Raw genomic sequence first — 15,404 nt, 5'->3', positions numbered from 1 at the left:
ATGAAGATACTTGTTACAGGCGCATCCGGACATTTTGGCGGGACAGCGGCACGGTTGTTATTGGAAAGAGTGGCGCCCGAAAATCTGATCCTCATGTCCAGGAAGCCGGAAAAGCTGGAGGAATTTGCCAAGCTTGGCGCCAAGACGGTGTATGGCGATTTTGATGATCCGGACTCCCTGAAAGAAGCGGCAACAGGCGCCGACAAGATGCTTCTGATCAGCGGCCTGAAGGTCGGATACAGGATCAAGCAGCATGGCAATGCCATTACTGCCGCCCGGGCGGCAGGTGTCCGGCATATCATCTATACTTCCTATATCGGGGCGACGGCGGAAAATACCGCCCTGATTGCCCGGGACCATTACGGGACCGAGGAACTGCTGAAAGAAAGCGGTGTGAACTGGACGGCGCTGCGCGATGGCATGTATATGGATTCGATGGTGGAGGCCGCGGCGCCCCAGGCTCTGAAGAGCGGCCGGTGGGTGTCCAGTTCCCGTGGCGGCCGGACAAGTTTTGTAGACCGGGATGATTGTGTTGCCTGCGCTGTGGAAGTTCTGACCGGTGAGGGACATGAAAACAAGGTCTACAATATAACCGGCCCGGATCTATGGTCCTTCCCCATGATCGCCGACCTGATCACGGAAGTGACGGGTAAAGACATTGAATTTGTCGATGTCAGCGATGAGGATCTCTATGCCCAGTTCGATTCCATGGGCATCCCGCGGGAGCCGTTCAAGGAATTCAATATCAACGGCTATGCCTGGTGCAGTGATGACATGGTGTCCTATGAGAAGGCGTTGCGGGACGGCCATTTTGAAGTGACGTCCAATGATGTTCAGGATCTGCTGGGTCGTCCGGCCAGGGATTTCCGCTCCTTCGTTTTGGAAAAGGGGGATTGGCTCCGGCAGATTGCCGCCGAAGCCTGAAAACTCAGGTCAGGTCTTTGAGGCCGGTGATAATTCCTGCTTCGGCGGTCTTCATGGCTTCGCGCCGCAGTTTTTCGATATGCTGGCGGCCTTCCGGTACTTCCTCGTCGGGCAGGGCGGCCATACTTTTCTCATAAATCTCTTTAAAGTCCTGGGCAAATTCCGGATGGGTCAGGATCAGGCCGTGGTTCCCGGTCATACCGCGCAGAGTCTTCTCCCCCACTTCCAGCGGGTCCATACCGGCCTCGAAAGCAGTGCCGAACTGTTCAAGCTCTGACTGGTCTGCCGGGGAGAAACCGCTGTCGCTGAAATTGTCGGGGCGTTTGAGGGCGCTGTCCCAGGCATTGGTGCGGGTCAGGCCCGGACACATCAGCGACACGCCGATATTATAGGGCGCCAGGTTATAACGCAGGGAGTCCGTGAGCCCGCGGACGGCGAACTTACTGGCTGTATAAATACCTGCCTGTGGGCCGGGCAGAAAGGCGGCCATGCTGGCCACATTGACGATATGCCCTCCTTCACCGTGCGCTTTGATCTTGGGGATGAAGCTGACCAGTCCGTTGACCACGCCGCCGAAATTCACGCCCATGATCCAGTCATAGTCGGCATAGCTGGCTTCGTCGGTAGGGCCGAAAACACTGACCCCTGCATTGTTGATCAACACATGGACTTTGCCGAAATGACTTTCCACCTCGTCGGCGATCTCTGCGAATCTGTCCCGGTCCTGCACATCCAGTTTCAGAAACAGTGGTTGTTCGCGGCCTTGTTCTTCGAACCAGCGGGCGGCGCTCTCTTTGTGCTCTTCGTTTCTATAGCTCAGCGCCAGCCGCATGCCGGCGTTGCTCAGCGCTCGTGCCAGGCCGAAACCGATACCGGAAACCCCGGCCGTGATGAAGGCTGTCTTGTTTTCCCAGGACATAAATATTTCTCTCTATATTGATATTGATTTGTCTTTTAGTTAGTGTAGCATACAAATTAATATTATCCAGATACTCAAAAAAATATAGGGAAAAGGGACAATATGACTGACAATTCTGATCTGCGCGCCGAACTGGACGCGCTTGCCAGCCGGGTGGGCAGCCTTGAAGATATGCAGGCCATCCGCAAGCTTCATTATTCTTACGGTTACTACATTGACTTCTGCCAGTATGACGAGGTGGTGCAGCTGTTTGCCGATGACGGGGAAGTGATCTTCCTGTCCGGAATCTATAAAGGTAAAGAGGGGGTCGCCCGCCTCTACAAAACATGGTTCCAGAATTATTTCACCCATGGCAAGCCGGGTCCGGAAGACGGTTTCCTGCTGGATCATTTCCAGATGCAGGACATCATTACCGTGGCGCCCGATCGCAAGACCGCCAAGGGCCGCTTCCGCGCCATCCTGATGGGCGGCGTGCATGAGAGCCGCGACTATAAGCCCGAGGGTCTGCCCGAACAGTTTTATGAAGCCGGCATCTATGAGAACGACTATGTCTGTGAAAACGGTGTGTGGAAAATCAAGCGCCTGGATTACATGGTGCAGTGGCAGGCAGAATATGAAAAGGGTTGGTCAAAGACAGATGCCCATCTGCAGCCGGCTGTAGAAGTCTTCCCCGGCAATCCGCTCGGCCCTGATGAGCTGCTGCCCGAACCGCGCCTGACCTGGCCAAGCCGTCATGACGTGCCCATGCATTTCGCTCACCCGGTGATGGGCAAGGCCTATAAACCGTTCGAGGAATGATGATGAAACGGCTTGCCATGGTCCTTTCACTTCTTGCGGTTGTCGCTTCGCCTGTTTTCGCCGAAGACAAGGCCTCTTGCGACAAGACGCCGCGCCAGGTGGTGGAAGCCTTCGGCAAGCTGTTTTATGACCAGCTCAAGGTGAAAGAGGCCTTCGAGGCCTGGGTGCGGGAAGACTATATCCAGCATAACCCGGTCGCCCCTGACGGACGTCAGGCCGCCATTGATGCGCTCAGCGGCTGGCTCGGGACCCAGCCTGAATTCCGCTACCATGTGAAACGCATCATTGCAGAGGGAGACCTGGTTGCCGTGCATATGCATGCCCAGCCGAAACCTGAGGAGCGTGGCTTTGCGGTGGTGGATATCTTTCGGGTAGAGGACTGCAAAATTGCCGAACACTGGGATGTGCTGCAGCCGGTGCCGGAGAGCTCTGCCAATGATAACGGCATGTTCTGAGAGCGCAGGCAGAGAAGGAGCGGAAAATGTCCGACCTGTTACCAGATGGCAGTGAGTTTGGGCTTCGTGGATATCTCCCCGAACGCGGCGTAAGGCGCCGTATCGGGCTTGCCCCGGCAAAAGGGGAGATCGACAGGAATGCTCCCTACAAGCGCATCGCCACCGAGGAAGCCTGGAGTTTCCCGGAACTTGTCGAAGCCCAGGTCAGCCTGTTTAAAAGCGGACGGGCTTCGGACGACGGTGCGCTCGCCATGGCCAGTATGTTTGCCAATATGCCCGACCTGCAGGACCTGCTTTTCGACCTGGGGGAGAGGCGTATCGCCCATATGGATGAATTCGGGATTGACCGCCAGCTTCTATTACTGACCTCTCCCGGTGTGCAGGTTCTGGAGCCGGAAGAAGGTACCAGGCTCGCCCGCAAGGCCAATGATATTGCCGCCGAGGCCTGTGCCAGATATCCCGACCGTTTTTCGGCGCTTGCTGCTTTCCAGCCCCAGGATGTTGACGGTGCTGTGGCGGAAATCGAGCGAGCCATGAAAGAGTTGAATTTCAATGGTGCAGTGCTGAATTCCCACTGGAAAGGCCGCTATCTGGATGAGCCCGAATTTGATCCTATACTGGCGGCGCTGGAGGCAAATGATGCGGCTCTCTACATCCATCCCACATCGCCCTGGTATACTAAACCATACAAAGACCGGGGCATGATCGGGGCGCTGGGTGGTTTTCCCCATGATGTGTGGATTCATACCATGGGCCTGATCCTGTCCGGGGCTTTTGACAAATATCCGAACCTGCGGCTGGTGATCGGGCATATGGGGGAATGTATGCCGCTGCACCTCTATCGCTTTGACTGGATGCAGTCCAATGCGGACGGGGTGCCGGGCATGCGGGGCGGGCAGCCTGCGGTGACGTTAAAGCATCCCATAAGTTATTATTTCAAAAAGAATATATGGATCACCACCAGCGGTGAAGGGTGGGAGCCGGCAATCAAATTCTGCATGGATGTTCTTGGCCCTGACCGGGTGCTCTATGCCATGGATTATCCATACCAGCAGTCACGGGACGAGGTAGCCGCCTATGACTGTCTGGATATCAGTCCGGAACATAAAAAAATGCTGATGCAGGAAAATGCCGAAAGGGTATTCCGGCTGTAAGGAAATATGATTCCTCTGGCTGTATAGCCAATAACTCACCCGCCTGCTTCCCATTACGTGCCGGGAGCAGGCGGTTTTTTATTACCAGATCAGCGGCAAGCGGTTGATGCCGTGGGCGATGCCGGTCACCATCTCCGGCGGGTCCTCCGGATCCAGGCCGAAATCAGGGATCCGGGCCAGCCATTCTTCAAGGAAAATACCCAGTTCCTGATTGGCCAGCTGGGCGCCTATGCAGCGGTGGATGCCGGTGCTATAACTCATGTGCCTCGGGGCGTTCTTGCGGGTAAAGTCCACCGTCATCGGGTCTGCGAATATCTCCGGGTCCATGGCGTGCAGGCAACCGGACATGAGCACCTGCTCTCCCGCTTTCAGGCTGGCGCCATGATACTCCATATCTTCGCGAACGACCCGGGCGATATTGGGAATGGAAAAACGCCGCAGCATCTCCTGCACGGCATTGGGAATGAGTAAGGGGTCGTCAATAAGCTGCCGGCGATGTCCGGGGTTTTGGGCAAGGAACATAGCCATCCAGCCCATGGAGGAGGCCACTGTATCAAGGCCGCCGCCCAGCAGGCCGCTGGTCAGGCCACGGGCCATGTCATCGTCAAGAAGCTTGCCGTCAATTTCAGTCATGAGGGCCGCGCTGAGAATCTCCTCTCGCGGGTTTTCCCGGCGGTCTTTAATCAACCTGTCGATATAGTCGTTCATGAAGGCGCGGCTTTTGGCGCGCGCTTCCTCGCTGGCTGGCCTAAGATTGGTGTTGACCGAATCAAGCAGCGGTTTGCGGTCCTCTTCGGGAAGGTCGAGGATTCTGAGGAAGATGATGATCGGGAGTTGCTGGGCAAACTCCTCAATGAATTCGCATTTTCCCCGGTCCCTGAAGCCTTCAATAAGTTCGACAGCCAGGTTTCTGGCCTCCTCTGACCAGTGCCTGATCGCCTTTGGCAGAAAAGCAGGCGCCAGCATCCGTTTGAGCGGTGTATGTTCCGGTGGGTCATATTCCAGCGGAAGCCCGCGCGGGCGGTCCGGAGATGGGGGGATAAAGGCGCAAGAGGAGGAGAACTGGTTCCAGTCCGTAAGCAGTTCCTTGATCTGCTCGCCCCGGGTGGCGATCCAGTGGCCGCCGTTATGGGGTGTCCAGACCATTTCCGGGCCGTCTTGCAGTGTTTTCCAGGCGAGGAAGGGATCTCCGCCCGCTTCGCAGGGGTGGTAGAAATCAAAATCAACAACCTGCTCCGGGTTGACGTGTGGGGGTGTCTCGATTCGCATGAAAATCCTCCTGTAATTGTCGGGGAATGACGGCTTTTTTGCCTTTTTTTGTTCCCCGTAAATGTCCCTATATTTATTCGAATAGGCCCGGTTTAAGCCGCTTTTCAATACTTTGTGATGCTGACTTTTTTTAAGCTAATTCGCTTGACACGTTAGTATAAAAAACTGTATGTAACACAAATTAAAATACATGTATCAGACCGACCGGTCAATAGCGGGGAAGGGCGATAAATACTCAGGGAACAAGATGCTTCCGGTAAGATGAAAAGCCGGGTGCAGGCCTCCCTGTCTCTCAATCGCCCTCTTTGCTGCGGCAAGAAAAATCGTTTGATATCAATGTATCAATTGGCCGCACGGAGGCCGGCAAAACCAGAACCGCAATGGGAGGCGGAAAAAATATGACCGATGTCACACTGTTCCACTGGGAACCGAATGCAAATTCGGGCAAGCCGATGCTTGCTCTGGCGGAAAAGGGAGTCGAGTTCAAAAGCCATTACCTCGATCTTCTGAACTTTGATCAGCACAAGCCGGAATATCTGGAGATCAATCCCCAGGGAACCATTCCTGCCATGTTGCACGGGGATCGGGTTCTGACCGAATCCACGGCCATCATGGAATATGTGGATGAAGCCTTTGATGGCCCGGCCCTGATGCCCGCCGATGCTTACGAGCGGCTTCGGGTGCGCTGGTGGATGAAATTCATGGACCAGTGGCTTGCCCCGTCTTTCAGCATGATTGGCTGGAGCGTTTTTGTCGGTCCGGCTGTGCGCAGCAAGGACCCGGCCGAGCTTGAAGCCGCCATTGACCGTATTCCCATGCCGGAACGCCGGGTCGCCTGGCGCAAGGCCATTTATGGTAGCTTCAGTGATGCGGAAATTGCCGAATCACAGCGCCGTGTTGGCGTTGGGATCGACATGCTTGAAGCCGAGCTCGCCAAAGGCGGGTGGCTGGGCAGTAACAGCTATAGTCTCGCCGATGTCAACGGCTTTAACCTGGGATATGCCCTGCCATTGTCCCAGCCTGACCTGGCCAATGACCAGCGTACACCGCATATCATGGAATGGCTCAGGAAAATCTATGAGCGTCCGGCTACCAGATTTATCTGGGGAATGGGCAAGACCGATATGGTCAAACGTGTGGAAATTCTCGAGCGGGGAGCAGCATAATGACGATGAAACTCTATCATGGTGAACCCAATGGTCCCTCTCTGTCGGTTCTTGCTGCGCTCTCGGAGAAGAATCTTGATGCCGACCTGGTGTATATTGATCTCACGCTGGCTGAAAGGCATGGCGACAAGTGCGAGCAAAGTGTCGAGGTAAATATGAGCGTCGAGGGTGAAGGGCCCGTTCTGGTCGTGGATGGCGAGCCGCTTGCGGACTCCGTCTTTATCGCCCGCTATTTCGATGACGTTGGTACGGGGGCTGCCCTGGTGCCCGCGGACTCCTACGGTTGCTGGGAAGTGATGACCTGGTGCCGGCAGATTATCGAAAGGCTGGCCCCGGCGGCGGCTTTTCTCGGGGTGCGCGCCTATCTGACAGGCCGTCTTGGCGATCTGGATGACAGCGACTTTGAAGCCCGGATTGGCAAAATCGTCAGTGACGATCTCAAGCAGCGCTGGCGCGAGGTTCGGGAAGGTAACTTTTCCGATGACCAGATCGCTGATTCCGAAAGCAAGGTTTCTGCGGCGGTGGAAAAAGTGGAAGGTCAGCTTGAGGGGCGTGACTGGTTGATGGGTGATTTCAGCATGGCTGATCTGGAAACCTATGCCTGGCTTGCGGGAATGGTCGGTCTTGTGCCGGCGGCTTTCGAGAATGCAGAGCGGACACTGGCCTGGCTCGAGCGTGTGAAGGGCAGACCTTCCGTGCAGAAGGCCCTGGCCCGCGCCACAGTGGCGGAGCCGGAAAAAAGCTGGGCGCCCGGTCCTGAAATCAATCGCTGGGGATAATTACCACTCGAGGGGCTTGCAGCATGTATTGTGTTGCAGGCCCGAAGTGCCTTATGGCCAGGTCGGGAATTCGCAAAGAGGATAAATAAGGGATAAAGCGTAAAACACCGGGCAGGGTATTTTAGGGGCTGGACTTTGGGAGGATGAAAGGGATGACAATGAAGAAACTGTTGATGATGGCAGCATTGCTGCTTGCCGGATGCGGTGGGGATGGTGAAAAAGAGGTTTCCGGTGCTGTAGACCGCGAGGCCCTGCTCGTTGCCGCCGGCAACACATCAAGCTGGATGACCTATGGCAGGACCTATAGTCAGCAGCGGTACAGCCCGGCCGACAGGATCAACCGCTCCAATGTCGCTTCACTCGGCCTGGCCTGGTATGCGGATATGGATACGGCCCGCGGTCAGGAAGCAACACCTCTTGTCATAGACGGAAAACTCTATTTCACAACAGCCTGGTCCAAGGTGAAGGCCTATGACGGGGCAACCGGCGCCATGCTGTGGGAGTTTGATCCGCAAGTGCCCGGTGAAACGGCAGTAAAAGGCTGTTGTGATGTGGTGAACCGCGGCATGACCGCCTGGGGGGACAGCCTGTTTTTCGGCACCCTTGACGGTCGTCTGATCTCCCTTGATCGGGAAAGCGGCAAGGTGAACTGGAGTGTGGTCACCGTAGACCAGTCCAAAAATTACACCATTACCCAGGCCCCCATTGCCATTGACGGTATGGTGATGATTGGCAACAGCGGTGCGGAAATGGGCGTGCGCGGTTATATCACGGCCTATGATGCCGAAAGCGGCAAACAGCTGTGGCGCTTCTATACGGTGCCGGACAATCCGGCCAACGGCCCTCAGCCGGAATATCTGGAAAAGGCGCTGGAAACATGGAGTGGCGAATGGTGGAAGCTGGGTGGTGGCGGCACCGTCTGGGATTCCATGGCTTATGATCCTGAACTTGATCTTCTCTATATTGGTGTCGGCAACGGCTCACCCTGGAACCAGCTCTATCGCTCGCCGGAGGGTGGCGACAATCTGTATCTGTCCTCCGTTGTGGCCCTGCGCCCGAAGACCGGCGAATATGTCTGGCACTATCAGACTACCCCGGGGGAAACCTGGGACTTTACAGCCACCCAGCATATCATGCTGGCGGATATGGAAATTGACGGGAAAAAGCGCAAGGTGCTGATGCAGGCGCCGAAAAACGGTTTCTTCTATGTCATCGACCGGGCGACCGGTGAGCTGATTTCCGCCAATAACTATGTGCCGGTGAACTGGGCCGAAGGTATCGATATGGAAACCGGTCGTCCCATCGAAAAGCCTGAAGCTCGTTATTACAAAACTGGTAAGCCGTTCGTTGGTTCACCTGGCGCAACCGGCGGGCATAACTGGCAGCCGATGGCCTATGATCCGGAACAGAACCTGGTCTTTATTCCGGCCAAGCTTGCCGCATTCCCTTATTTCCCGTCTGATGACTGGGAGCCCGAGGAAATAGGCTTCAATGTCGGTATCGATATGGCGGCTGCGGCCATGCCGGCCATCAAGGAAGTGCGGGCTGCGGCCCGGGCGGCGACCAAGGGAGCACTCATTGCCTGGGATCCGGTAACCCAGAGCGAGCGATGGCGCATTGATTTCCCGGGGCCGTGGAACGGCGGTCTTCTGGCGACCGGCGGCGGTCTGGTATTCCAGGGCAATGCGGCCAGCATTTTTGCCGCCTATGCATCTGATACTGGCGAGGAGCTGTGGTCCTTCCCGGCACAAACAGGGATTGTAGCAGCCCCGATCACCTACACGATCGGTGACGAGCAGTATGTGGCCGTACTGGCTGGCTGGGGTGGTGTCTGGGCAATTGCGCCGGGCATACTGTCCGACATTTCCGGACCGGTACGTAATATCAGCCGGCTTCTGGTCTTTAAACTGAACGGTGATGCTACGCTGCCGCCGATTCCCCCTCTCGCTGAACTGCCGCTTGACCCGCCGCCAGTGACGGCGAGTGCGGAAGTGATCGCCGGGGGTGGAAAACTTTTCGGGCGCTTCTGCGGGGTCTGTCATGGTGATTCCGCGATTGGCGGTGCGATCACCCCCGATCTGCGCCGTAGCGGACTGCTGTTTGACGAAGAAAGCTGGAAAATGGTCGTTCTTGAGGGCGCCCTCAAGGAAAACGGCATGGTGTCCTTTGCGCCGGTTATCTCTGAAGAAGAGGCCGAGAGCATTCGTCACTATGTGATCATGCGAGCCAATGAAGACAAAGCACTGGAGCAAAAAGAATGATTAAACTTTACACTTCTGAAACCCCCAACGGCTGGAAGGCGTCCATTACCCTCGAGGAAATGGGGCTTCCCTACGAAGTTCACCAGATCATGCTGAGCAAGGGGGAACAGAAGGAGCCCTGGTATCTGAAAATCAATCCCAACGGGCGAATTCCGGCGATTGATGATGACGGGTTCACAGTTTTTGAATCCGGCGCCATTATGCTGTATCTTGCAGAGAAGACCGGCAAGCTGATGCCGACGGATCCGAAAGGTAAAAGCCTGGTGACCCAGTGGTTGATGTTTCAGATTGGCGGTCTTGGCCCGATGATGGGTCAGGCCAATGTGTTTTATCGTTATTTTCCGGAGAAGATACCCGCTGCCATTGAACGTTATCAGCGGGAAACCCGTCGTCTGCTGGAGGTGCTGAATACCAGGCTCGAAGACAATGAATATCTGGCCGGTGATTATTCAATTGCCGACATTGCCAACTGGTGCTGGGCCCATGCCTATGCCTGGTCCGGTGTGAATATTGACGGTCTGGACCATCTTCAGCGCTGGATCGATCTTGTCGGCGCCCGCCCTGCGGTCGTGACTGGCAAGGCGGTGCCGCCGCCAACCGACCTTGGCGCCCAGGATGAAAAGACACTTGAAGGTGGCAAGAAGCTGCTGGTTTGAACGAATACTGAACTTAAAACAGGATGTATGTCATGAACGAAATGAGCAATATTTTGAAGCAGTACGCCTATTCCGAGAAAGCCCAGAAGGCGCTGGACCGTAAACCGGCTCTGTTTATCAACAACGAATGGGTGTCTCCGACCGGCGATGAAACCATCGCCGTTGTCGACCCCTCCAGCGGTCAGGAAGTCAGCCGGATCGCAGAATCAACCAATGCCGATGTGGATCGTGCGGTTGCTGCCGCCCGTCAGGCTTTTGATGATGGTCGATGGACCGGCCTGCCGCCGATCGCCCGCGAAATGATGATGCACAAGCTGGCCGACCTGATCAACGAAAATGCCGACGAACTGGCCGAACTGGAAGCCATCGACAACGGCAAGCCGAAAGGCATGGCCGGCGCGGTGGACATTCCTGCCGCTGCAGGCATGATGCATTATATGGCCGGCTGGGCCACCAAGCTGGGCGGCGACATGATCGAGCCCATGGCTGCGCCGACGGGTACTTTCCACAGCTATGTCCGCCGCGAACCGGTTGGTGTGGCTGCCCAGATCGTGCCCTGGAACTTCCCGCTGCTGATGGCTGTTCTGAAGGTTGCTCCGGCTCTGGCAGCCGGTTGTACGCTTATTCTGAAGCCGGCGGAACAGACTTCCGTCACAGCCCTGCGTATGGCGGACCTGGTTGCTGAAGCCGGTTTCCCGCCGGGAGTTATCAACATCATTACCGGTTACGGTCATACCTCCGGTGATCATCTGGTCAAGCATCCGGACGTAGACAAGGTGGCTTTCACCGGATCTACCGAAGTGGGCAAAATCATCAACAAGAACGCCACCGACAGCCTGAAGCGGGTTACCCTGGAACTGGGCGGCAAGTCTCCGGTTGTGGTTCTTCCCGATGTGGATGTGGAAACCGTCGGTGCAGGTGCTGCCGGCGCCATCTTCTTTAACTCGGGCCAGGTCTGTGTGGCCGGTTCCCGCCTGTTCGCTCACAGCTCCATCTTTGACAAGGTGATCGAGGGTGTTGCCGGTGCCGCCAGTTTCTGGGCGCCGCGTCCGTCACTGGATCCGGAAGCCCATATGGGGCCACTGGTTTCCGATGAGCAGTTTGAGCGCGTCATGGGTTACATTGACGCCGGCAAGAAAGCCGGGGCTTCCGTGGCCGTGGGTGGTGATGCTCCCTCTTCTGACGGTTACTACGTGAACCCGACCGTGCTGGTGGATGTAAAACCGGACATGAGTGTGGTGCGCGAGGAAATCTTCGGCCCGGTCGTGGTTGCCCAGCGCTTTGACGATCTGGATGAAGTGGCCAAAGCTGCCAACGACACCTGCTATGGTCTCGGCGCCGGCATCTGGACCAAAGACCTGTCCGCCATGCACAAACTGGCTGCCAAGATCAAGGCCGGTACCGTATGGGGCAACTGTCACGCCGTGATTGATCCGGCTCTGCCGTTCGGCGGCTACAAAGAGTCCGGTCTGGGTCGTGAGCAGGCCCGTCAGGGCGTTGAAGCCTATACCGAACTGAAGAGCGTTATCATTCAGCTTTAACAGTCTTTTGGCCCCTCCCTTCGGGGAGGGGCTTTTTATCAGTACCCAAAATAGAGATACCTTATGATCGACCTTGATAAATACATTGCCATTGATGTTCATGTGCACGCGGAAGTGTCTTGCTGTGATCCCGAAGATCCGGTGATGGGCAAGTTTCTTGACGCCACCACCAAATATTTCAAGGCTGATCGGAAAAGGCCCACCATTCCCGAGACCATCGAGCTCTACCGGGAACAGAATGTGGCCTTTGTCATGTTTACGGTGGATATTGAATCCGCCTTTGGCGCGAAACGCATCCGTAACGAGGAAATTGCCGAATTCGCCCGTGACAACTCAGATATCATGATCCCCTTTGCCTCCATTGATCCCCACAAGGGTAAATATGGCGCGCGGGAAGCCCGCATGCTGATCGAGGAATATGGCGTCAAGGGGTTCAAGTTCCATCCGCCGATGCAGGATTTCCATCCTTCCGACCGGATGGCCTATCCGCTTTATGAAGTGATCGCGGAATATAAATTGCCTGCTGTGTTCCATACGGGACATTCCGGCATGGGCACAGGGATGCCGGGCGGCGGCGGCGTAAAGCTGAAATATGGCCAGCCAATCCTTGTTGATGACGCCGCGGCCGATTTCCCCGATATGAAATTCATCCTGGCGCACCCGAGCTGGCCCTGGACCGATGAAAGCCTGTCCATGGCCCTGCACAAGGGCAATGTCTTTATCGACCTGTCCGGCTGGTCGCCGAAATATTTCCCCAAACAGGTTATCCAGTATGCCAACAGCCAGTTGAAGCATAAAATGATGTTCGGTTCCGACTTCCCGCTGATCACGCCGCAGGCCTGGATCAAAGCGGCGAAGGAGGTTGGCTTCAAGGATGAAGTCATGCCGCTGATCCTCAAGGAAAATGCAGCCAGGGTTCTGGGTCTGAAATAGGGGGTCCGGGACTGAAATGAACGACTTTTCCCTCAACGGTAAACATATCATTGTCACTGGCGCCTCAAGCGGCATCGGCCTTGCCTCGGCAAAGGTGATGGCCGGACTGGGGGCGAAAGTCATGCTTGTGGCCCGCAGGGAAGACAGGCTGGCGGAAGCTGCGGAACAAATCGGCAAACAGGGTGGTACAGCCGGCTATTATGCCGCCGACATGTCCGTGCGGGATCAGGTCATCGCCTCAATTGATGCGGCGGAAGAAAAATTCGGCCCCGTAGACGGCCTGTTCGCCAATGCGGGTTCGGGCGGCCTCAGGGCACCCATCACCGAGTATTCCGACGAGGCCTTCGACGAGATTATGACCCTGAATCTGAAAAGCCTTTTCTGGGCCATAAAAAGGCTGATGCCGTCCATGATCGAAAGACAGGACGGCGCCATCCTGGCCACCGGTTCGCTGGCCAGTGAACGGGGTTTCCCGGATACGGTGGGGTATAACGCCTCAAAGCATGCGGTGCTCGGGGTTGTGCGCTCCGTTGCTGCCGAGGTGGCTCGTCACAATGTCCGGGTGAACTGTATTCTGCCGGGGGTAATTGAATCGGAAATGCTGGACACACTTGTGGATCAGATTTCGCCCGGGAACCGGGAAGAAGCATTAAAAATAATAGGCCGCATGTCCCCGCAGGGACGTGTAGGTACGTCAGAGGAATTAGGGAATGTGGCGGCCTTTCTGTTGTCCGACGCTGCCCGTTATGTAAACGGACAGGCCTGGGCAGTGGATGGCGGCATTCTGGGAACAATATCAACTGGAGGATAGAGCATGGCTCTGAAATATTATCATGCGGAACCGGCGGCAAACTCGCTGAAATCCATGATTCCACTTATGGAAAAGGATCTGCCGTTTGAAAGCGTTTATGTGGATCTGCACAAGTTTGAACAGCACCAGGACTGGTTCATCAAGATCAATCCGGAAGGACAGGTTCCTGTTCTGGATCATAACGGCCATATCATTACCCATACGACGGTAATTAACGAATATCTGGAAGATGTTTTTCCGGAAATTCCCCTGCGCCCGCTGGATCCTGTCGGCAAGGCCCGCATGCGCTACTGGAACAAGTTCGTCGACGAACATGTCATGAACCACGTTTCCATGCACGGCTGGCACCGCATGGTGGGTGTGATTGCCCGCGGGATTGAATCCGGTGAGTTTGAAAAAATGATGGAGAATATTCCCCTGGCAGACCAGAGGAAAAAATGGAAAACCGCCCGGGCCGGTTTCAGCGATGAACAGCTGGCGGAAGCGACAGCGAAAATCGAGGCGGCTGTGGACAAGGTTGAAGAACAACTGGGCAAGTCTGAATGGCTGGCCGGCGATATGTTTACCCTGGCCGATATCAATTTCTATTGCCATTGCGGCATGATGGTGGAGCGCATGTTCCCGGAAATGGAAATTGCCAAACGGACACCGAAGCTGGTGGAATGGCGTGATCGCATGACGGCCCGCCCTGGTGTGAAGAAAGCGCTGGAAATGCCTGATCATACCAACCCGGCGCTCAGGACCTGGACCGGTCACGCGAAATAACAGGACTGTAGTTACATAAAAGCCGGGCGATGGAATAACCATCGCCCGGCTTTTTTATTTAGTCAGGAAGGGAAGGGGCTATTCGCCCCGGGCCGCCATGCGGGCTTCCTTGTATTTTGCCCGGCGTCCTTTCTCGACCTCGGCCCGGTGCGGGGGAATTTCCTCGCCTTCGACGAATTCTTCAAGGATTTCATCAAACAGCTCCCGAAGCTCGTCTTTGAATTCGGGATGGGAGAAAATATAGAAACGGTTGGCCCGGATGCCGTCCAGTACCTTGGAGGCCACTTCGTCCGGCTCCATGCCGAGTTTATGCACCTCGACAAGCTGCTTGCGGAATTCTTCCTCCATCGGCTTGCCATCTTTGGAAAGGCTTGCGGGACGAACGGAATCACTGGCATGAATATAGCTTTTGACCAGGCCTGGGCACAGCAGGGAAACGCCGATACCCTGGGGGGCCAGACTGTAACGCAGAGATTCGGACAGGCCGCGTACGGCAAATTTGGCGGTGTTGTAAATGCCCGGCGCCGGGCCGCACAGGAAGGCCGCCATGGAGGCCGTATTGACGACATGTCCACCAAGCCCGCGCTCCTTCATGCGGGGAACAAAGGTCTGAACGCCGTTGATCACGCCATTAAGATTTACACCAAGCACCCAGTCCCAGTCGTCATAGCTGCTTTCATCAATGGTCTGGAACAGGTTGATGCCGGCATTGTTGAACAGCAGGGTCACAGGCCCGAGCTTTTCTTCTACTTCGTCTGCGGCCTTGGCGAATTCCTCACGGGAGGCCACATCAAGCTTCACGCCGATGACATTGTGATTGTCGAGGGTTTTCAGGGCCTCGTCGATGCTGTCCTGGCGGATATCGGCAATGGCAACCTTGCAGCCTTCTGCCAGAAGGGCCCGGGCAAGGCCAAGGCCGATGCCGTTGGCGCCGCCGGTGATAAAGGCAACACGTCCTGCGAAGTCTTTCATT

General features: G+C 55.9%; 15 protein-coding genes. 12 read left to right on the top strand and 3 right to left on the bottom strand.

Translation table 11 applies throughout. The annotated features are described in order from the left end of the window. A complete protein-coding gene (locus ACN0YD_RS12130; protein WP_417320122.1) occupies nucleotides 1-924 on the top strand; it encodes an SDR family oxidoreductase in 924 nt (307 codons plus the stop codon). Nucleotides 925-928: 4 nt separating this feature from the next. Here ACN0YD_RS12130 and ACN0YD_RS12125 read toward each other — a convergent pair whose 3' ends face one another. Further along, entirely contained in the window at nucleotides 929-1,843 is a 915-nt protein-coding gene (locus tag ACN0YD_RS12125; protein ID WP_417320120.1) for an SDR family NAD(P)-dependent oxidoreductase, read from the bottom strand. Between the two features lie 102 nt (nucleotides 1,844-1,945). On the opposite strand from ACN0YD_RS12125, the gene ACN0YD_RS12120 reads away from it, so the two are divergent. The 3 genes from ACN0YD_RS12120 to ACN0YD_RS12110 are packed head-to-tail and all read left to right on the top strand — an operon-like array spanning nucleotide 1,946 to nucleotide 4,250. Beyond that, nucleotides 1,946-2,641, top strand: coding sequence for a nuclear transport factor 2 family protein (locus ACN0YD_RS12120; RefSeq protein ID WP_417320118.1), 696 nt, complete (start codon nucleotides 1,946-1,948; stop codon nucleotides 2,639-2,641). After that, a complete protein-coding gene (locus ACN0YD_RS12115; protein ID WP_417320116.1) occupies nucleotides 2,638-3,096 on the top strand; it encodes a nuclear transport factor 2 family protein in 459 nt (152 codons plus the stop codon). Before ACN0YD_RS12120 ends, ACN0YD_RS12115 begins: the two co-directional genes overlap by 4 nt. Nucleotides 3,097-3,122: 26 nt before the next feature. After that, the gene (locus ACN0YD_RS12110) at nucleotides 3,123-4,250 is read left to right on the top strand and encodes an amidohydrolase family protein (RefSeq protein WP_417320114.1); all 1,128 of its coding nucleotides are present in this window, start codon (nucleotides 3,123-3,125) and stop codon (nucleotides 4,248-4,250) included. Nucleotides 4,251-4,331: 81 nt separating this feature from the next. Here the strand turns inward: ACN0YD_RS12110 and ACN0YD_RS12105 are convergent, their stop codons facing one another. Then, a complete protein-coding gene (locus ACN0YD_RS12105) occupies nucleotides 4,332-5,519 on the bottom strand; it encodes a cytochrome P450 (protein ID WP_417320113.1) in 1,188 nt (395 codons plus the stop codon). A gap of 398 nt (nucleotides 5,520-5,917) precedes the next feature. Here ACN0YD_RS12105 and ACN0YD_RS12100 point away from each other — a divergent pair, with 398 nt between their 5' ends. From ACN0YD_RS12100 to ACN0YD_RS12065, 8 genes are all read left to right on the top strand, one after another. Beyond that, the gene (locus tag ACN0YD_RS12100; RefSeq protein WP_417320111.1) at nucleotides 5,918-6,685 is read left to right on the top strand and encodes a glutathione S-transferase family protein; all 768 of its coding nucleotides are present in this window, start codon (nucleotides 5,918-5,920) and stop codon (nucleotides 6,683-6,685) included. Further along, the gene (locus ACN0YD_RS12095; RefSeq protein ID WP_417320109.1) at nucleotides 6,685-7,464 is read left to right on the top strand and encodes a glutathione S-transferase family protein; all 780 of its coding nucleotides are present in this window, start codon (nucleotides 6,685-6,687) and stop codon (nucleotides 7,462-7,464) included. The genes ACN0YD_RS12100 and ACN0YD_RS12095 overlap by 1 nt, the downstream gene beginning before the upstream one ends. A 158-nt stretch (nucleotides 7,465-7,622) precedes the next feature. Next, nucleotides 7,623-9,725, top strand: coding sequence for a PQQ-dependent dehydrogenase, methanol/ethanol family (locus ACN0YD_RS12090; RefSeq protein WP_417320107.1), 2,103 nt, complete (start codon nucleotides 7,623-7,625; stop codon nucleotides 9,723-9,725). Beyond that, entirely contained in the window at nucleotides 9,722-10,381 is a 660-nt protein-coding gene (locus tag ACN0YD_RS12085) for a glutathione S-transferase family protein (RefSeq protein ID WP_417320105.1), read from the top strand. The genes ACN0YD_RS12090 and ACN0YD_RS12085 overlap by 4 nt, the downstream gene beginning before the upstream one ends. Before the next feature lie 32 nt (nucleotides 10,382-10,413). Beyond that, nucleotides 10,414-11,922 carry an aldehyde dehydrogenase family protein gene (locus ACN0YD_RS12080; RefSeq protein WP_417320103.1) on the top strand — a complete coding sequence of 503 codons (1,509 nt, stop codon included), beginning with the start codon at nucleotides 10,414-10,416 and terminating at the stop codon, nucleotides 11,920-11,922. 63 nt (nucleotides 11,923-11,985) lie between these two features. Beyond that, nucleotides 11,986-12,855, top strand: coding sequence for an amidohydrolase family protein (locus ACN0YD_RS12075; protein WP_417320100.1), 870 nt, complete (start codon nucleotides 11,986-11,988; stop codon nucleotides 12,853-12,855). Between the two features lie 16 nt (nucleotides 12,856-12,871). Beyond that, nucleotides 12,872-13,666, top strand: a complete 795-nt coding sequence (locus ACN0YD_RS12070; protein WP_417320099.1) for an SDR family NAD(P)-dependent oxidoreductase — start codon at nucleotides 12,872-12,874, stop codon at nucleotides 13,664-13,666. Nucleotides 13,667-13,669: 3 nt separating this feature from the next. Beyond that, the gene (locus tag ACN0YD_RS12065; RefSeq protein ID WP_417320097.1) at nucleotides 13,670-14,431 is read left to right on the top strand and encodes a glutathione S-transferase family protein; all 762 of its coding nucleotides are present in this window, start codon (nucleotides 13,670-13,672) and stop codon (nucleotides 14,429-14,431) included. Nucleotides 14,432-14,509: 78 nt separating this feature from the next. Here ACN0YD_RS12065 and ACN0YD_RS12060 read toward each other — a convergent pair whose 3' ends face one another. Continuing rightward, nucleotides 14,510-15,403 (bottom strand): SDR family NAD(P)-dependent oxidoreductase, encoded by an 894-nt coding sequence (locus ACN0YD_RS12060; RefSeq protein ID WP_417320095.1) that lies wholly within the window; start codon nucleotides 15,401-15,403, stop codon nucleotides 14,510-14,512. Between the last annotated feature and the right edge of the window lies 1 nt (nucleotide 15,404).

This window comes from Emcibacter sp., from assembly GCF_048269205.1.
In the GTDB taxonomy this organism is placed as follows: domain Bacteria; phylum Pseudomonadota; class Alphaproteobacteria; order Sphingomonadales; family Emcibacteraceae; genus Emcibacter.
The sequence above is the reverse complement of the archived record's forward strand: the minus strand, read 5'-3'. Positions and strand labels throughout refer to the sequence as shown.